Annotated in this window: 12 protein-coding genes and 1 pseudogene; 8 read left to right on the top strand and 5 right to left on the bottom strand. The window is 45.1% G+C overall.

Going from position 1 to position 19,892, the window contains the following annotated elements:
• Window positions 1-129 precede the first annotated feature (129 nt).
• From QUB51_RS23195 to QUB51_RS23205, 3 genes are all read right to left on the bottom strand, one after another.
• A complete protein-coding gene (locus tag QUB51_RS23195; RefSeq protein ID WP_333263459.1) occupies window positions 130-804 on the bottom strand; it encodes an N-acetylmannosamine-6-phosphate 2-epimerase in 675 nt (224 codons plus the stop codon).
• A 286-nt stretch (window positions 805-1,090) separates the two neighbouring features.
• Entirely contained in the window at window positions 1,091-3,637 is a 2,547-nt protein-coding gene (locus tag QUB51_RS23200; protein ID WP_333052276.1) for an ATP-binding protein, read from the bottom strand.
• A gap of 143 nt (window positions 3,638-3,780) precedes the next feature.
• A complete protein-coding gene (locus QUB51_RS23205; protein WP_333052273.1) occupies window positions 3,781-4,023 on the bottom strand; it encodes a hypothetical protein in 243 nt (80 codons plus the stop codon).
• A gap of 302 nt (window positions 4,024-4,325) precedes the next feature.
• On the opposite strand from QUB51_RS23205, the pseudogene QUB51_RS23210 reads away from it, so the two are divergent.
• From QUB51_RS23210 to QUB51_RS23240, 7 genes and pseudogenes are all read left to right on the top strand, one after another.
• A pseudogene (locus QUB51_RS23210) lies at window positions 4,326-5,595 on the top strand (RNA-guided endonuclease InsQ/TnpB family protein).
• Between the two features lie 67 nt (window positions 5,596-5,662).
• The gene (locus QUB51_RS23215) at window positions 5,663-6,949 is read left to right on the top strand and encodes a chemotaxis protein (RefSeq protein ID WP_333263462.1); all 1,287 of its coding nucleotides are present in this window, start codon (window positions 5,663-5,665) and stop codon (window positions 6,947-6,949) included.
• Window positions 6,950-7,231: 282 nt separating this feature from the next.
• Window positions 7,232-9,154, top strand: coding sequence for a response regulator (locus QUB51_RS23220; RefSeq protein WP_333207793.1), 1,923 nt, complete (start codon window positions 7,232-7,234; stop codon window positions 9,152-9,154).
• A 262-nt stretch (window positions 9,155-9,416) separates the two neighbouring features.
• The gene (locus tag QUB51_RS23225) at window positions 9,417-12,860 is read left to right on the top strand and encodes a PAS domain S-box protein (RefSeq protein ID WP_333207792.1); all 3,444 of its coding nucleotides are present in this window, start codon (window positions 9,417-9,419) and stop codon (window positions 12,858-12,860) included.
• Window positions 12,861-13,143: 283 nt separating this feature from the next.
• On the top strand, window positions 13,144-13,530 hold the full coding sequence (locus tag QUB51_RS23230; protein ID WP_333243171.1) for a response regulator: 387 nt from the start codon (window positions 13,144-13,146) through the stop codon (window positions 13,528-13,530).
• A gap of 1,178 nt (window positions 13,531-14,708) precedes the next feature.
• Window positions 14,709-15,017: a DUF1830 domain-containing protein gene (locus tag QUB51_RS23235; RefSeq protein WP_333052260.1), complete on the top strand. Its 309-nt coding sequence runs from the start codon at window positions 14,709-14,711 to the stop codon at window positions 15,015-15,017.
• A 74-nt stretch (window positions 15,018-15,091) separates the two neighbouring features.
• On the top strand, window positions 15,092-15,442 hold the full coding sequence (locus QUB51_RS23240; RefSeq protein WP_333052258.1) for a late competence development ComFB family protein: 351 nt from the start codon (window positions 15,092-15,094) through the stop codon (window positions 15,440-15,442).
• A 231-nt stretch (window positions 15,443-15,673) separates the two neighbouring features.
• On the opposite strand, the gene QUB51_RS23245 is transcribed toward QUB51_RS23240, so the two are convergent.
• Both QUB51_RS23245 and QUB51_RS23250 read right to left on the bottom strand, forming a co-directional pair.
• Window positions 15,674-16,027, bottom strand: a complete 354-nt coding sequence (locus QUB51_RS23245; RefSeq protein WP_333052256.1) for a DUF6464 family protein — start codon at window positions 16,025-16,027, stop codon at window positions 15,674-15,676.
• 419 nt (window positions 16,028-16,446) lie between these two features.
• Entirely contained in the window at window positions 16,447-17,178 is a 732-nt protein-coding gene (locus tag QUB51_RS23250; RefSeq protein ID WP_333207791.1) for a sucrose-phosphate phosphatase, read from the bottom strand.
• 178 nt (window positions 17,179-17,356) lie between these two features.
• Here QUB51_RS23250 and QUB51_RS23255 point away from each other — a divergent pair, with 178 nt between their 5' ends.
• The gene (locus QUB51_RS23255) at window positions 17,357-19,606 is read left to right on the top strand and encodes an iron uptake porin (RefSeq protein WP_333263465.1); all 2,250 of its coding nucleotides are present in this window, start codon (window positions 17,357-17,359) and stop codon (window positions 19,604-19,606) included.
• Window positions 19,607-19,892 lie beyond the last annotated feature (286 nt).

A 19,892-nucleotide genomic window follows, 5' to 3' on the forward strand; every position in this document is an offset into this window, starting at 1 on the left:
AAAAATCCGTTGCCGAACTTCCTTCAATCCGTTACATCCGTTACATCCGTTAAAAAATCCGTTGCCGAACTTCCTTCAATCCGTTACATCCGTTACATCCGTTAAAAAATCCGTTGCCGAACTTCCTTCTTACTTGCCAATCACCGACTTATAGGCTGTCACCTTAAGATCAATCCCAGTAATATCTGTCCCAACAACAACAGCCGCCGCTCCTAAATCCAAGGCTTTTTTAGCCATTTCCGGCCCCGATATCCCGCCTTCGCAGATAACGGGAACCTTAAGCTTTTCTACCATTTCCGCAAGCAAATCAAATCCCGGCGGCGACAAATTTTCCGTCTGGGCAGTATAGCCAAAAAGAGTAGTTGCTACAGTATCTGCACCAGCTTCGGCTGCCGCGATCGCAGCTTCTATTGTATCTACATCCGCCATCACTAATTTGCCCAATTCACTGTGAATTCGCGCGATTAACGTCTTTAAATCTTCGCCGGGAGGACGGTTTCTCTCAGTAGCGTCAACGGCGATAATATCGGCTCCAGAAGCGGCGATCGCCCGCGCGTCTTCAAACCGAGGAGTAATGTAAATCTCGCATCCCGGCAATTGCTGCTTCCAAATCCCAATTATGGGAGCGGATATCTGTTTACGCACCGCCCCAATGTGAGCCGGAGTGTCAATCCGCACCCCCGATGCACCTCGATTGATGGCGGTTCGAGCCATTGCCGCCATTACGATCGGATCGTGCAGCGGCGAATCAGCAGGTGCTTGACAAGAAACAATTAATCCTGTAGGAATTTGACAATTAATCATGGGGAATTGCGGATGGGGAATTGGTAATTGGGAATTACAAATTATACCAGTTCAAAAAAAGAATGTAACTGTAGACCATATCCCAACCCATATCCAATGAGTCAATCGATTTTAGATTTTAGATTTTAGATTTTAGATTGAGCCCACGGATAAATGCTCTTTCTTGAGGATTTTCTATTTTCGATTTTGGATTGATTCCAGGGATAAATCACGTGGCGGGTACCACATGAAGAAATTCGTGGTCATTCCCCAATCTAAAATCTAAAATCTAAAATCTAAAATTGTATTACCCATTACCAATCCCAGCCATTAAAGAAATAATTTTGTCCAGCAATTGCTCGGGATGAATCGGTTTAGCCAAACAATCGTTAGCTCCCGCCGTCACAAAAGATATCTGATCGGGCGGAATTTCATTAGCGCTTAAAGCCAGAATCTTGATATTTTCAGTAGCGGGTTTTTCGCGCAGTTGGTGAATTATTTCGCAGCCATTCATACCGGGCAAACGCATATCGACAATCACAGCATTCGGCTGCAAAAGTTCAATTTGTTCCACCGCCGCTGAACCTTCAATCATCCACACCACTTGCAGTCCTGCTGCTGTCAGGATATCGCAAATCAACATAGCAGTTTCTTCATCTTCTTCCACGAGTACGAGACTGCCCCGCGAGGAATAATGCAGCGGTAAAGATGAATTAGATTTTTCATAGGTTAATTTTGTGGATTCATCTTTGGTTAGAGTTTGGATGGGTATAAAAACGGTAAAAGTAGAGCCGACATCAACTGTAGAGTTAACTTCGATCGCACCGCCGTGAAGCTCTACTAACTGTTTAGTTAAGGCCAATCCCAGACCGGTGCCGCCGTATTCGCGGCGGTAGGGGGAATCCAACTGCTGGAATTTTTGAAACAACAGCGATCGCTGATCTTCGGGAATTCCAATGCCGGTATCTTTGATTTGAAAAACAGCGGTGCTGCCTGCAGGTGCAGTACCGGGATGCCGCACTGCCGACGTTCGATTTTTATCTTCTGTCACCCAAACTCGCAGGATGACTCGCCCGCCTTTGGGAGTAAATTTAATCGCATTTCCTAAAAGATTGAAGAGAATTTGTCTCACGCGGCGCGGGTCAGCGATGAAGCGATCGCACTCTTGTTTTATCCGCTGTTCTTGCAGCAGTTCCACGCCTTTAGCCGCAGCTTTTTCTTTGAGGGCGTGCAGGCTCTGAGAAGCTAATTTAGAAAGTGAAAATTCACTAATTTTTAATACTGCTTTTCCCGCTTCTACTTGCGATAAATCTAAAATATCGTTAATTAATTCTAATAAGTGGTCGCCACTGTCTCGGATAGTTTGCAGGTACTGCCGCTGCTTTTGCACTGGCACTTCTTTACTGCCAACTTTGCCGTAAGACCACCGCAGCAGCGTGTCAGAAATGCCGATGACGCAAGTCAGAGGAGTCCGCAATTCGTGGCTCATAGCTGCCAAAAATTCGCTCTTGGCGAGGCTGGCAGACTGGGCTGCAACCAGTGCATCGCGCAGTTCTCGCGTGCGCTCTATTACGCGCTGTTCTGAGGTGCGCTTTTGCTGCTGGACTTGTGCATAAAGTTCGGCTTGGTAAATCGCGATCGCCAAATGTTCTGCTATTTGTCGCAAAAATGTTTTTTTGCTTTCTTCCCACTCGCGAAAAGTACACTGGTGGGCAATTAGCAGCCCCCACAAGTCGTCTTGAACTACGATCGGCACTAGCAACTTTGCCCGCACCTTCGCCCGCCGCATCAACTCTAAAAAACAAGGCTGCGAAGAGTAACTTGTTTCCACATCCGCGACGCACAAAGCCAAACCTTTGCGATATTTTTCTCGGTCAATGACTCCATTGGTAAAACACTGCGCGTCTTCACTAAAATTTAGTACAGACGAGATACCATCATTGGCTAAAGCTTCGTAGGTAACGCGACCTAAATACAAGTAAGACCCGGAAGTTTCTGGGATTTCGCCACACCCAGAAACTGCCGCAGGATTTTCTTTAGCTAACTCGACCTTGTGCGGCGCTGGCACTTTTTCAAATTGATAAATTAACAGGCGATCGACATCCAAAAACTCTCGCACTTGCTCGACTGCTTTTGACAAAATTACAGGCAATTCCAAACTCTGGCGGATTTGAGTTGTCACCTGATTCAAAAGTCGCTCTTGTTCAAGCTGTTGCTGCAAAGCATCTTCTACTGGCTGACAAAATGAAATGCAGGGACTGGCAATTTGTAATTGATTGACGGCTTCGGCAATCTGGCTTTGTAGCGTTTCTGGATCTATAATTTTGGGCGCTGATTTTCCCTCTATTTCTGTTTGGCTGTGTAGGGGCAGGCGATTATTTTGGCTGGCCTTAGCAGCGAGAATATCCAGCAAATTTAGGGTGAATTCGCTTTGCAGAACGGCCGAGTTGGGCTGTATATTTTTAATTGCTTGTTTGAGGGCGCGAATGTCAATTTTCCACGGGGGTGCGGGCTTTATTTCTGCGAGTTTGTCTGCGATGGGAGACAGGAAATTGGCGATCGCCCCAGGGTCGAAAGTCAACTGCACATTCAATTGCGAATAGAGATTTTTTTCGCTGTGTTTGCGTCCGTTTGTTGCGAGCTCATCTAATACCTTGCCCTGCAGCAGCGCGCTAAAATGCTCTGATACTACTGCTGCAAACCTTTCCGACGAATTTTCCAGATTTTGAGAATCAGCGATCGCATCGTCGGTGAGCCAAATCGCCCCTGGGATTTCAGCCATTTGCTGTAACAACTGGTAAGCAGCCTCAAAGGTTGCTAGCGGCAAAGTCCGATTTAAGGTTTTTGGTTTCAATCTAGATATTTTCCCGGTTGTTTTAAAGAACAAAATATGAATGCCCCTGTTGTGAGGACGGAACCCGTGGGACAACTGGCGTGGCCGATCCAACAGACTTGAGATGACAATAGTCAGACACTAGGTAATAGAAGGCCCCAGGGTCAGAGAGTTAATTTTTCCCTATAGTTGTCCTTTTTCTTCTGGGCGAGTAACCCCCACTTCAGCGTTTTACGAGCGCGAAAGCGGTAGGAGGAAACAGGGGGAAGGGATAGGGCTGTATAATCGATCGCTTCTGGTTGTGTTTGTGAACCGGGTTGTTGATGGAAACTAAGCAATTCCACTCCCATTGCTGGGGTGAAGTTAGCACGCGCCTTTGTTTTCTGAGCTGATTCGCCTAATGGCACGTCCTTAACCCAAATAAAAATGTTTAACCCTTAACGACAGAACAGGGGACTAGCTACGCATCCGCTTGGTGTCATTACTCACAAAACCTAGACATCAAAGGTCTCAGGCTGGTCAACTGAAAATGAAGTTTTAGGCCCCAAGCCCAGTCACTTCCGTGCTGGGTCGTTGACTACTTTCAACAATCTTATTCCAGTATTGTAAAACTTCGTTGAGTTTATAAGCCATTATAAACAAGAATGGTATCATATCGCTATGAGTGTTGAACAAGAAATACGCACAGCCCAAAGAAGGGAAGTCTCAAATGCAGCTAACAGAGAGGCACATCATTAAATCCACGGAACACCGTTTCGCCCAAATAGACGAACTAGCTTTCAAGTCCAAAAACCTCTACAATGCCGCCAATTACGTCATTCGTCAGAGCTTTATTTATGGATGGGGTTATGTCAGTTATAACGAAATGAACCGATTGATGAAGTCTCATGAAGCCTACAAGGCTTTGCCTGCTAAAGTAAGTCAGCAAATCTTGATGGTGCTAGACAATAATTGGAAATCGTTTTTTGAAGCCGTTAAAGCTTACAAAGCTGATTCTTCAAAATTCACGGGTCGTCCAAAACTGCCAAAGTACAAAGATAAGACTAAAGGGCGAAACCTTCTCGTCTACACGATTCAAGCAATTAGCAGCAAACAGTTGAAGAAAGGAATCATTAAACTTTCCGGCACTGAACTTTCAATTAAAACCCAACTCAATCCCAACCAGATTTGTCAAGTTAGACTGGTTCCGAAATGTGATTCCTATGTAATTGAGGTGATTTATGATGAAGCGGAGTCCACCCTTGGCAATGCCAACTCTGTAGCTAGTATTGATTTGGGACTGGATAATTTAGTGGCGTTAACTTCAAATCAACCGGGATTTATCCCTTTGTTGATTAACGGGCGACCATTGAAATCGATCAACCAGTTCTACAACAAGCGGAAAGCACGATTGCAATCCCACTTAAAAGGGAATCGCAAAACTTCACCCCGCATGAGCGCGCTTAACTCGCTGTCGCCATCAAAAAGTTGATAATTACTTACATCATGCTAGCCGTCTAATTATTAACCTTTTGCTCACCAAGCAGATTGGGACGCTAGTAATTGGCAAGAACGCGCTGTGGAAAACAGAAATCGAGTTAGGGAAGCAAACCAATCAAAACTTTGTTAGTATTCCTCACTCTCGATTAATTGAAATGTTGGAGTACAAAGCTCGGTTGGCGGGAATCACAGTAATTGTGCAGGAAGAATCCTACACATCCCGATCCAGTTTTTTAGGTTTAGACCCAATTCCTGTTTATGGAAAAACAGAAAAAGAGCCTGTGTTTACTGGTAAACGGATTAAGCGGGGTTTGTACAAAACGTCGAGTGGTCAGCTAATTAATTCCGATGTGAATGCAGCGTACAATATCCTCAGAAAAGCAATCCCAAATGCCTTTAGCAATGGGATAGGGAGCTGCGTAGTTCAGCCGAGGCGGGTCGATCCGCTCAAAGCAAAAGTGAAAGGGGAGGGACTTAACGCCCCCCATGTCTATAAATGACTATACTTTTGCCAGCTATAATATTAATATATAATTTGTTAACTTGTACTTAACACTATCCGGGTAAATGAGCAATCCAACTCAACTCACCCCCGATTTCACGATCGGACATCTGCCGTGTCACGACTTCCAAGTGAGCGCTGCAACTCTAGGACAGGTAGTGGCTGAAAGATTTGAGCAAGAACCCGACCTGCCGGGAGTCATTATTACTCATGAATCACAGGTATTGGGCATGATTTCTCGCGTCAAATTTCGAGAGCAAATGAGTTTTCCCGATCGCGTAGAACTTTACGGGTCACACCCGATTCGAGCCTTGTTAGATTTTATTAGAATTCCGCCTTTGCTGCTTTCGGAAAACTGGAAAATTGACGATGCTGTCCAAGCGTCTTTCAACAGGCATAGAGACTTGATTTATGAACCGATAATTGTGGTAATGGAAGACCATAGCCACCGCCTTTTGAACATTCATACTCTGGTGATTGCCCAGTCAAAGATTTTAGCACAAACCAACAAAGCTATTCAAAAATACAGACTAGAAAGACACAAGTATTTGGCGCTGATTCAACAAGAAAGAGCGAAAGTTCATGAATGTAATGAACTTTTAAAAAGCTACCAACGTCAAGCAGAAAAATCCCAGGTCAATCCGAATTCCCATCAAGCGGCGCTGGTCAAACAAGCTGAAGAAATTGCTCAAATGAATCAGCGATTTGTGAGGATTGCAAAACTGATTTCTTCGGAAGGTCGCCAAGCATTTCAAGCTACTTTTCAAGGTGCTAATTCTATTTGCAACAATACAGATAAAATTTTGGGCGTGGGCAAAGCCATAGCTAATGATTTAGAAACGGTTAACCGCACTTCCCGAACCATCCGGGAGGCGATCGAACAAGTCAGGCATTTAGCAGTACAGGTGGCTGTAGTTACCAATCAAATGGGAAGTCAGCCCAGCGGCCTGAGTAAAGTGAGTCTAGAAATTGGCAGACTGGCAAGTAAAACTTTTGAATTGGGGACTCAAATGGAGCAAATTGCCAGCCGATTTAAACTTCGAGTTCACGAACTCACTGAGGCAGCAAGAGCGGGTGCTAATGTGGCTAAATCCGTGACTATCAAGATCGATCGCGCCGAAATGGCTCTGTTAGAGTTGGAAGAATTAATAGCGGAAAAAAACTTCAATTCATTGACGGCTATCCAAGAACCTTTGGGAGTCATAAAAAGTGTTACCGCTGATTCTTTAGTTCGAGAAATAGAACACACAGAAGTGGCGGCTTCCGAGTTGGAAGATTTAGTTAAAAATCAAGATTCCTCGCAATATTTGATTCAAAAGATTCAGCAGGCGTTGAAGTCCAAAAAGCCCTAAAATCTCAGCCGCAATCTAATGAAATATTTGTAGAGGAAAATAAATAAAAAAAAATAATTTACAATCATTCTATTTCAAGAATACCATAGCAGTTCTCAAGCGTGGTGAGGTATGCCCAATGCCCAATGCCTTAGATCCGAGAGTACCTCATGTTACTGAGAAAGGCTATATTTGTTATACTGAAGGTGAGGAATTTTCAAATTCAGTTGTAAAAAGGCTATTTAATTAGCCCCAAAAACCTCTAAAAAATTCCAAGAATAGTTGGAAGGACAGGTGACGTTTATGAAAATCCTGCTGGTAGAAGATGACACAGTTACAGTCAGTTTGCTGACTCAAGCGCTGAACTCTCACAATTACAATGTGAATGCGGCAGCAGACGGTGAAACAGCGTTGCATTTGGTGCAGGCATACGATTACGACCTGATTGTTTTGGATGTGCTGATTCCTAAACTCGATGGCATTAGTTTGTGTCGAAAATTGCGATCGTCCGGCTGCCAAATGCCGATATTACTGCTGACAGCGCTAGATAGCAGCAACGATCGAGTCCAAGGTTTAGAGGCCGGTGCAGACGATTATGTGGTCAAACCCTTTAATCTCGAAGAATTAATCGCTCGCATTCGGGCTTTGCTGCGCCGGGGTAAGGCAACTTTGTCAAGTACAAATTTGACATGGGAAAAACTGCAAGTCAACCCGGACACTACGGAAGTAACTTATGCCGAAAAAGTGCTGCACTTGACTCCTAAAGAGTACAATTTGCTGGAACTTTTCCTGAGAAATCCCCGGCGCATTTTCAGTCGCAGCGCCATCCTCGATCGCATTTGGTCGGCCGGCGAATTTCCTCAAGAAGAAGCCGTTACTGCTCACATCAAGGGGCTGCGGCAGAAGCTGAAAGCAGCCGGGATGACTGTAGATTTAGTGGAAACAGTGTACGGATTGGGCTATCGGCTCAAAAGTCTGCCGGAGGAGATTGAGAGCCAACAAGTTGGACAGGAAACGGCAGAAACTGCTAAAACTCAAGAGACTTTATCTACTGAATCCAGCGGGTCGAGCCAGGAATTAAACAAAGACGAGCGCCGTCTCAAAGTCTTGAATGCGATTGCCCAAATGCGCGGAAATTTAAAAGCTAATTTTATAGAAAAGGTGGCGATATTCGATCGCGCGATCGATCAACTCAAAAGCGGAAGCTTGGAGGGCGAAGTGCGCGAGGAAGCCCAGGCCCAAGCTCACAAATTAGTCGGTTCTTTGGGAACGTTAGGGCTGCCGAAAGGTTCGGAAGTTGCGCGCCAGATAGAACATTTGTTCAAGGCTCAAAACATCTTGAAACCGGGGACAGCCCAGCAAATTGAGGAATTTCTGCATCAGCTCAAACAGATATTCGATCGCCCGTCGCCCGAACCGGAAGGCGATTTGGTTCCTGCGGTTTCCCAAAAGCGCCGAATGCTGGTTGTTGATGATGATACTTTTGGGAGCGATCGACTCAAAACAGTAGCATCCGGTTCCGACTTCCAGATAGAAGTCGCCAACTCTCCGCAAGCGGCAAGAAATGCGATTTCTCAACAGCCTCCCGACGCGATTTTGCTGGATTTGACATTTTCCAGATCTCAGGAAAACGGACTTTCTCTATTAGCCGAACTCCGCAGTGAAAAGCCCGAAATTCCGGTAATGGTTTTTAGCGGGCACAATCAATTGAGCGATCGAATAGAAGTTGCTCGTTTGGGAGCTTCGGGCTTTTTACACAAATCTATCCCCCCAGCAGATATACTCAAAGCAGTCGCCCAACTACTCGACCAGACTGGCCCTGCTGAAGCTAAAGTTATGGTGGTAGACGATGACGTGCATCTATTGGCTGCACTGCAAGTGATTCTCCAACCTTGGGGATTTCAAGTAACAACATTGGACGATCCCGAAAAGTTCTGGGAGGTACTCGAAACGACTTGTCCGGATTTGCTAATTTTAGATGTGGAGATGCCCGGTTACAGCGGTATCGAGCTGTGTTTGGCAGTTCGCAACGATTTGCGCTGGAGCAAGCTCCCCGTGCTATTTTTGACAGCTCATTCCGAGTCGGAAACCGTGCGCCAAATGTTTGTCGCAGGTGCTGACGACTACGTTAACAAGCCGATCGTGAAACCGGAATTAATTGCTCGCCTCCTGAATCGTTTGGAGCGGACTCAACTGAGAAACAGACTGGCTCAGGCACAGCGCTAATCCCATTTTAGATTTTAAAAATTAAAGAATTGAAGAACTGGGAATGGCTGATGAGATATGGGTTTCGAGCACGTACCTACAGTTGTATTCTTTTTTTTAAATGGGATAACTAGGAGCAAATATGCAGTGCGTGTCCGAAACAAATCAGGAAGCCTTAGCCAAGACTGGGGATTGTTAGATTGTGTAATTCCGACGGGGTGCGGTTGATTGATGCTTACCCGCCGATCGAGAACACAGGCTAATTTAGAGAAATATTAATCAGATGAAAGCGATGGTATTGCCCTCAGACACAGGCACTCTCAATAACAGCGACTGCGAACTAATTTACGCCCCAGGTTCGATTCAACCTCACGGCATCCTTTTGGTGCTGGAATCTCCGGCGTTAAAAATTTTGCAAGTTAGCAACAATACTTTTGAGGCGATGGGCCTTTACCCCGAACAACTTTTGGATAAATTTTTAGAGGAATTTGTCGAGACTGAGGAAATTGAGGCTATTGAAAAAGCTTTATTTGAAAAAGACCAACGTAATGGTATCAGATTATCATTCAAAAGTCAAGACCGCCAGTCTTTTTTTGAGGGGACGCTACATCTATCAAATTCAGCATTAATTGTTGAACTAGAGTCGGTTGTTTCTCCAAAAACGAGCGATTGTTTCAATTGTTATAATTTAGTCCAAGAGCCGATAGACAAAATCCACAAAACACCAAACCTGCAAGTGCTGTGTCAGACAGCAGTTGCAGAAGTGCGGAGGATAATCGGTTTCGATCGAGCGATCGTCTATCAATTTGATGCCACCGGGGCGGGGGAAGTTGTCGCCGAAGACAAAGTAGAAAGTTTGGCTCCTTTATTGGGACTGCACTATCCGGCTACCGATATTCCCGCCCAAGCAAGAAACCTCTTCAACATGAATTTAATTCGGTTTATTCCCGATATTAACTGTCAGCCTGTAGAACTAATTCCTCACTGCAATCCGCTGACGGGTAGCCCTTTAGATATGGGCTGCTCTTTGTTGAGAACAGTTTCGCCTTGCCACGTTCAATATCTCAAAAATATGAACGTTGCCGCTAGCATGACCCTGACATTAATCAAAAATAAAAAACTCTGGGGATTGATTGCCTGTCACCATCCAACACGAAAGTATGTCAACTACGAAACAAGAACTGCTTGCGAACTACTAGCGAAGTTTGTGAATTTAGAACTCAGCTATAAACAAGATAGCGAAGACCGGGAATATGCTATTTATTTAAAAGCACTTTGTCAAAAATTTATCACGGAAATTTCTCAAAAAAACTGCTTTGTAGAAGGTTTACTAACCTACCGAGATGAATTGCTTGCCTTAGTGGGTGCTACCGGTGGAGTTGTGTGTGCCAATGAAAATTTAACAACCATCGGGCAAACCCCGGAATTGGTAGAAATCGAAAACTTAATTGCTTGGATAAAAACTCAAATAAATAATGACGTTTTTTATACAGATTCTCTCTCAAAACTGTATCCGCCCGCCGAGAATTTTCAAGAATTTGCTAGCGGTTTACTGGTGCTTGCCATGTCCGAAATGCAAAATTATTACATTTTGTGGTTCCGTCCAGAAGCACTTCAAACTGTCAACTGGGCAGGTACACCAGAGGGAAAAATTGAATTTAAACCGGATGGCACCCGATTAATTTCTCCTCGCATTTCCTTTGAGTTGTGGCAAGAAAATGTGAGGTCAAAATCTTTGCCTTGGCAGCAGTGCGAAGTCGAAATAGCCAGAGAACTTCGAGTTGCTATTACTAGCATTGAGCTGCGGAAAATCAATCAGCAGCTTAGCTTAGCTTTGTCGGCTACCAAAATTGGATTTTGGGACTGGGACGTGCAGAAAAATCACATAGTTTGGTCGAGGGAACACGAAGAGTTGTTTGGGTTGCCCCCAGGGACTTTTGCCGGAACTTATCAAAGTTTTGCAGCTTGCGTTCACCCAGAAGATTTTAAAAATATGGAGAATGCTATCAATCAGGCGATCGCCCAGCGAGGAGATTACTGTCACGAAAAGCGCGTGGTTTGGCCCGACGGCAGCATTCACTGGATGGAGGGAAAAGGTAAGTTTTTTTACAACGAAGCCGGCGATCCAGTGCGGATGGTGGGGACTGTTAGAGAAATTACCGATCGCAAAGCTAGAGAATTGCAGTTGCGCCTGTTGGAATCAGCAGTCACCACCACTAACGACGCCGTGTTAATTACCGAAGCTGAACCGATTGAGGAACCGGGGCCGCGAATTATTTATGTCAACCCAGCTTTCACGCGAATGACCGGCTATACACTAGAAGAAGTTGTGGGCAAAACGCCACGCATCTTCCAAGGTGAAAAAACTGATCGCGCCAGTCTCCATCGAGTTCGGACAGCTTTGAAAACCTGGCAGCCGGTGCGGGTTGACTCGATCAATTACCGCAAAGACGGGACGGAATTTTGGGTAGAAATGAGCATTGTCCCCATAGCGGACGAAAATGGTGAGTTTACCCACTGGGTATCAGTCCACCGCGATATTAGCGATCGCAAACTTGCTGAAGCTACCCTCCAACAGCTCAACGAACGGTTAGAAATGCGAGTTTTGCAGCGAACCAGAGAACTAGAAAGCTCTCAAGCAGAACTCCGGGAAAGCGAAGCTTTATTTCGCTCTCTGAGCGAGAGTTCCCCCGTGGGCATTTTCAAAATCGATACTGAGGGGAAATGTACCTATACAAATCCTCGCTGTCAAGCAATTGGTGGCTTCACATCGGCAGCGGCTTTAGGAAACGGCTGGATGCGGTTTGTTCACCGCGAAGACCTCAAACTAATTCTGTCTAAGTGGTCTCAATCGCAATCGCTAGATGGGGAATTTTCCGGCGAATTTCGCCACATCCAGCGAGACGGAACCATTCGGTTTTGTCGGCTTAAAACAGCTCCGATTTTTTCCGACAAAGCTCAACTAATTGGTCACGTGGGCACAGTCACAGATATCACAGAAAGTCGGGCAATTGAAAAAATGAAAAATGAGTTTATTTCGATTGTCAGCCACGAACTGCGAACGCCACTTGCCTCGATTCGCGGTTCTTTAGGTTTGCTGGCGGCTGGGGTACTGAAAAATAAACCGGAAACTGCCAAACAGATGTTAGAAATCGCTTCGAGCGATACCGAACGGTTAGTGCGTTTGGTCAACGATATTCTCGACTTAGAACGGCTCGATTCGAGCCAAGTTATCCTCGTCAAGCAGTGGTGCGATGCCCAGGTTTTGATGCGGAAGTCTGCCGAAGCTGTACTTTCTTTGGCTGCTGAAAATAACATTGATTTGTTGATTTTGCCCGGAACAGCAAAAATTTGGGCTGACCCCGACAGAATCGTTCAACTGCTGGTAAATTTGTTGAGCAATGCGATTAAATTCTCCGCTCCTGGAAGTACAGTAACTCTCAGGGTGGAAGATTTGGGCGAGCGGGTTTTATTTGAAGTCAAAGATCGAGGGCGGGGGATTCCGGCAGATAAACTAGAAACAATCTTTGGACGGTTTCAACAAGTCGATGCTTCTGACTCCCGCCAAAAAGGAGGTACGGGTTTGGGTTTGGCTATCTGTCGCAGCATAGTACAGCAGCACGGGGGCAGAATTTGGGTCGAAAGTGTTGTCTCACAAGGCTGCAGTTTCTATTTCACAGTGCCTGCACCGTTGGAAGGCGAGGGGGGAAAAAGTTTGGAGGTTTGAGATTGCTTTGATAATATCTCGCGCAAGCTCAAGTTCCTGGCAACCCACGCGGGTAGGATGATTTTGGGAGGCTGATAGGTCGATTTTTATGTTCAGGGCTTAAGTAGGTAAGCGGCAAAATCTATCAACAGCGCCCGACGATTAGGACGTTTTTAAGTGCGGAAACTCTTAATTTTATCGCTTCTTCCTTTTGCTATATCTTTCCAGAAACCCGGTTGAGGAGGCAGCGTGCCTAAGTTTTTTTTCGGTTTACCATGATTAATTTAAAATTTGAGTTTTAATTATGTCAGCAAAGCGCATTCTGGTCATTGATGATGAAAAAAACCTCTGCAGCGTGATTCAGGCTTGTCTGGAACATTTAGGTGGCTGGTTTGTACTAAGCGCACCAGGCGGCAGCCAAGGATTGCTGTTAGCTGAAACTCAACTCCCTGACGCTATTCTACTAGATGTGATGATGCCGGATATGGACGGACTTACTCTGTTTGGTTTGCTACAAAACAATGTTGCTACTCGGGGGATTCCGGTGATTTTCCTGACGGCTAAGGTGCAGGCGATGGATTTGAGCAAATTTGCTGATTTGGGGGTAGCGGGGGTGATTGCAAAGCCTTTCGATCCTTTGAGTTTGGCACAGCAAGTGGCGGAAATTCTGGGTTGGGAACCGTTGCTTTAAGCTGTGGCGGCATTTAAATTGTAGGTCAAAAAAAATTAAAGTCTTGTGGGGAGTAGGGGCCCTAGCGTCCCGCCCGCCCTTAATATACAATTTAAATGCGCGACAGCTTAAACTCGGGTAAAATACATCGCAGATAGCAGATCAAACTCGGCAGTTGAAACCGCTACTAGACTAACAAAGTCGGCCCAGCCCGACGGCAGAATCAAAGGGGCATTAAAGCCGGATGAGGATCAAAACTCCGCTTTCTCATTCCCTTGATTCTTGCGAAAATAACGCAGTTATGTTATTGAACCGGGTTTAGGCGTCGAGGAAAGTGCTAGTTTTTCCGGCTATTTTCATAATTTCCTCATTTTTTTGATTTAGCTTTGAGATCGATCGGTGATTCGTTCATTTAAACCCTGATTCCCTAGAAATTATAGAGATTATCTCAGGGAGTCGGGGTTTTTTGTTACCTGCAAAGCCGATCGGCTATCACCGTATTTACAGGCAGAATAACTCCTGCAGAAGTTACACAGATTGGCCTCAAGAACGGTTTTTTTTAATCCGAGCTCACAGATGCAGCGAAGTTTTTTGGTAAAAAACCCGGTTTGGGCCTGCTAATCCAAGATTTACGCAGATTTCCCTCAGAAACCGGGTTTTTTAACCCAGGAGCACAGATGGAGTCAAGTTTTTGGCTAAAAAACCGGGTTTTTGCTTAAGTATTGTAATCCCTGCTTCGGCAAAAGTAGATTTATCAAAAAAAATTGATTGTCTTCATAATTTCCTCATATTTTTTAGATAAAGTTTACTCCAAGCTCTGGATCTAAAGGTCGATCGCACTCTCAGCACCATTCCACTGCCAAAGAGTGAATCTGTTGTCAGGAGAGTTCAGGAAAGTGACGGTATTTTCGATTAACGGGTGCAACAGAACAACAACCTTAATAAGTCAGGATATAGGCCCTGCATACCAAACAAACCGGGGGTTCTCGCCGGAACAAACGGGGTTTCTTCGCCAAACCTCTCAATGTTGGCAGGATTACTCAATGCTACAAAAATTAATAACTGAAGATGTGATTCGTGCTATAGAATAACACAAAAAAAATAAGTCTGTCCTTTTGTCAAGATCCAAACTCACAATTGCCACTAACAGGCAAAGCCAAGTCTCAGTAAGTTTTTGAAAGAGTGTGGAGATTTTTTAAATGTCTGATCGGCTATCTTATAAAGGTAACAACCAGATTCTGTGCTATTACGCAAATGTTACCAACCTAGTTCAGGTTGTTCGGATTGGGAACATTCCTAATTGGTACTTTGAAAGAGTGATGTTTCCGGGACAGCGACTGATGTTTGAAGCTGCTGCAGAAGCAGTTTTAGAAATTCACACTGGTACGGTGGCAAGTGCTATTTTATCCGACAAGATTCCCTGCTACGTGCTGCGGGTTATAGAAGAGGTAAGTTCTGAGTTCGAGCTGGTGATGACCGAAGAACGATGGGCGGTATTAGCCGGTTAAAATTCATGAGAAATCAGACGAAAACGAGAAGGATCACAAAAATATTAGTTAACGAGTCTTTGGGGACAGGGAAAATGCAGAAAAATCTTGTCAATATTACCTTGGCTGTAGTCACAGAGGAAGTAGAAATTATCTTGGAGTCTTATCCGAAGCACCCATACCAACAAGCTTTTTCGCCTTCGGGATTGCGACAAGATTTAATTGCTTATGTGCTCAGCCGAGTTCCTAATAGATATACTGCGATCGACTCCGGCGAGTCTTTGTCAAACCAAACAGTTCAGGTTCGCTGTTCTTCAGAACAGTTGCTGCACATAGAAAATTTGATTCATACTGGCATTCGCGACGTGCTGCACAGCTATCAGAAGATAGATTACCCCCTACCTGAAGAAGTTAAATTCGATTCGAGAGTTGCTAGTTGGTTTTGATAGTTTATTGTCATTGAGGGAGACGCCGAGATTCTCGGCACTCTCGGTTTCTCAGTTGGGCGAGGTGAAATTGTGTACTGACGGAAAGCATCCAGGATACCCGCCACGTGATTCATCCGTCCAGAAATAAAAAACCTGTATCCGATAAAGGCGCCCCCGAATTTATCCGTGGGCTCAATGCTTAAATCTAAAATCTAAAATCTAAAATCTAAAATCGATTGACTTGATGGTTCAAGACTTTTGGTAATCGCCACAGCCGTCGCAGGGGCCATTGGGATTGACAGCGCAGCGCAGAATTTCCGATCTAGCATTAAAGCGACAGCTAGCATCTCCAATAACCCAGATGCCGCTTACAAAAGTTCTTTCCGTCGGCGGTGTGGCCGACTGCACGTACAGGGCAATTTTTTGCAGTTGGTAGCGGCCGGATTTGAGTTGATAGCGGTGGTGGCGTTCCAAAACAGCGTAGGTTTGTCCCTCTAAATCTACATAGTTCCCCGGTTGTGGCGTCCAATCGAGCCGCAGGCTACCTAAATATTGGCGGGGGTGAGAGAGAATCACCTCTACGGGTAAAGTATTTTGTTCCATGTGGCGGTGCGTTGGCGAACTGAACTAAAGGGGCAAATAGTTGACTCAACCTACATCTTGTTCATCTAGAAAGATAAGTTTTTATAGATAGAGTAATTTAGGTTTAGGCGCTCAACTTAACTATAGAACCTTTGGCGATCGGGGAATAGGCGACTTATCTTGGGATAGCCGACTCCCTCCACTACGTTGGGCCCAACAGGCTAGGAAATAAACTTCAACTCGCTTGAGGTAACTCAAGTGAAGTTCGATTAGGTTTGATAAAGCAGTACACGCTGATGGTATCGCAACTCGCAGGTTCGATCGATACGCGGTTGAGATTCCTGAACAGATTTTAACTGTTTGCAGGACTTGGGGTGCTTGGGGTGCGTTTGTACTGAGGACTTCACAACTAACTACAAACCAAACCGAATTTTTGGCAATCAAAATTCCCAAAAATATGCCATTCCTTCCATGATTCCCCAAGCGGAAGCAGAACCGGCTAAATAATGATTTTCAGTGCCGCATTCGCGATGCCATTCTAAGAGTTCTGATAGAGCATTAGCGACGATTACTCCCCGGAAATCCTGCTCAAACATACTGATATCATTGCCCGAATCACCGCAAACTAATGTTGCTTCAGATGGAATTTGTAGGCGCTTTTGTAAATAAGTAAGGGCATTGCCTTTATTGCTAGTTTGTGGTAAAATATCTACATTACTATTGCTGCTAAAAATGATTTGAGCTGGCAGTCCCGATTCAGTTAACTTTTGCTGCAAAGCCTTGATTGTCGAGCTATTTTCTGCTGCTGGTTCCAGAGTATAACTGATTTTCCAAGGATTTTGTTCTTTTACGGATTGGGGTTTAAGTTGGGAAAACTGCTGTGCTAAAGAGGCGATCGCCATTTTATCCCAGCCTTGAGAAAGATATTCCGCCCAATCTAAATCGAGGATTCCGTCTTGGTAAATTTCGCTGCCTACACCTGCGATCGAATAGTCGGGTGATAGCAGTTGCTTTTGGGCAATTAATTCGCAAGTTGAAGCATAAGAACGCCCGGTAGCGTAAACCAAACAAATTTGCGATCGCACAGGTTGCAAGCGCTGGTTGAAAACTTGAGTTGCTTCGTCATCTCCGACTAGCGTGTTGTCTAAATCTGTAACTAATAAAAACTTCATTTGGGGAATTAGTCAGGAGTCAGTAGTCTGTAGTCATCAGTCATTAGTGATTGGAAATCGATCGCTTCCTAAAAGAATTTTAACTATTTATAAGAATTTGTTAAACCAACTACATTTATAAGCAAGCTTATCGTTTAAGATGGGCCAGATTTAATTTTCAACAAGTGGTGTGAGTGGTATGGTGAATAATTCAACCTCCGTTAAAGCTTTTTGGCTGTCTTTCTTGATTTCTGGTGCGGCAGTGCCTTTGGGGCCGATCTCCGCAACAGCTCAAATTCAGGATACCTCAACTCCAGAAGTTGCGCTAGAAGATAGTGCTCTCCCTAGGGCTACCCCAGACGCAGCGCTGGCAGCAGGTAAGATTGAGATACCGCAGTTAGCGGCGATTACCGCAGAGACTAACTCCGCAGTCGATCGCCCTTTACCCGAAACAGATGCAGCATGGGTGAATCGCGCTTTACCCGAAACAGATGCAGCATGGGTGAATCGCGCTTTACCCCAAACAGATATAGCAACAGTCGATCGTGCTTTACCCGAAACAGATGTAAAAGTCGATCCTGCTTTACCCGAAACAGATGCAGCATGGGTGAATCGCGCTTTACCCCAAACAGATATAGCAACTGTCGATCCTGCTTTACCCAAACAAGATATAGCAAAAGTCGATCGTGCAACAACAACCCCAGAAATAACCGAGGCAATCGGCGAATTGCCCCCACAGAAGTTAGAAATTGCAAACTCTCCTCAGTCTCAACAAGTTGCTGAAGCCAGCAAAGTTGACGACATCAGCAGCGAGACGGGCAGCGCTGATGACCTCAGCATACAAGAAGACGCAGCACAAGTCACTTCTGTTTCCCAACTCTCCGACGTGCGGCCGACAGATTGGGCTTTTCAAGCCTTGCAATCCCTAGTAGAAAGATACGGCTGCATTGCGGGATATCCAGACGGCACATTCCGAGGCAATCGGGCAATGACTCGCTACGAATTTGCCGCCGGATTAAACGCTTGCTTGGATCAAATCACCAAACAAATTGGCGGTTCTACTGGTAATTTAGTCAAGCGAGAAGATTTACTTGCTTTGCAAAGATTGCAAGAAGAATTTGCAGCAGAATTAGCTACATTGCGCGGTCGAGTAGATGCTTTAGAAGCCCGCACTGCCGAATTGGAGGCCAACCAATTTTCCACGACAACTAAACTAAACGGATTTGCTTGGTTTAACCTGACTGGAGCTTTTGCGGGCGATCGAGTCCGAGTTGAAGCAATAGATGGAAATGCTGCTCCGCTCGATCGAGTAGCCGGACGCGATCCAGTCACCAACAGACCAATTGTGCAGAGAGTGGACGATGATCCAGAAATCACTTTCAGTCAGTTAGTTTGGTTAACTCTCACTACTTCCTTTACAGGGAAAGACGAATTGATTACACAGCTAGCTGTAGGTAACGGCAATTCCCCCGCCAACCAGTATACTTCAACGGGTTTTTTCAATACATTCGGCACTCCTTTTCTCGATCAAACTGCCGGAGCAAATCCCAATGAAGTTATCCTGCGGGAACTTTCCTATCGGTTCCCGCTTACCAACAGCTTGCAAGTAGTAGTCGGGCCGCGGATTAATTTTTACCGCTACTTTGACAACAATAAATTTAACTTTTTCGTAGACGGTGCGAGCAGCTTTAATTCTAACAACAGCCCTTTGTTAAGCGCTACCCGACGCGGTGCCGGTGCTTTGGCTTTGTGGGATATCGGCCGCGCATTGAAACTGCGTTTTGGTTACTTGGGCGAGAGTACAGAATTTTTGCCAACTTCCGTGTTTAATTCGGCTTCCAATCCGTCTCAAGGCTTGTTTGACGGGACAAATACGACTACAGCAGAATTAACATTCAGTCCGAGCGATCGGACTAATTTGCGCTTTTTGTACAGCCGTTCAAACATCCAGCAAATCGGCGGCTTAATTGGATCTCCTAACAGCAAGCCGTTAAACGGTGTGGCAGATGACGGTTTTGGTGGTCGGCTGGGGAATGCGACTGCGAATACTTATAGTTTCAATTTCGATTGGTCAGTCACTCGCGGTTTTGGTCTTTTCGGCCGTTACGGCTACGCCGAAACCAACATATTTCCCAAGACTAACCGACCCGACGGCACGATCAAAAATCAATCTTATCAGTTAGGAGTTGCATTTCCCGATTTGTTTAAAGAAGGAGCTTTGCTTACGGTGTCATATTTAGTACCTTTTGACTTTACTGGCGGTCGGAGGTTTCTGGTTTCTGGCGGGGGGAATGGCGGCACGCAGTACGAAATTGAGGCAACTTATTATTTTCCTCTCACCGACCATGTTTCGATCGTACCAGCATTTTATGCGATCGGCAATCCCAACAATTTCGATAACAACCCGACAATTTTTGTGGGCAATTTGCGGACGCAGTTTAGTTTTTAATTCCCAGCATGGGAACTCAGAAACCGGGTTTTTTGACGAAAAGACGCGTTGTAGCCCGCACCCAAGGTAAAAAACCCAGTTTCTAATACCAATTCTCTAAAAATTTGCTACAGTTTGGGTAGGGGCGGGTTCGCGATAAGATTTGCCACCGAAAAATAACATTGATAAACCCGCCCCAAGACTGTAGCATTAATTTAGAGAATTGGTGTAAGTAAGTATGGGCGGGGCGGGTTTATATAATTTGTCGATAATTATCAAAAATATAGGCGAACCCGCCCCTACAAAA

The sequence above is a fragment of the Microcoleus sp. AT8-A3 genome (assembly GCF_036705675.1).
Lineage (GTDB): Bacteria > Cyanobacteriota > Cyanobacteriia > Cyanobacteriales > Microcoleaceae > Microcoleus.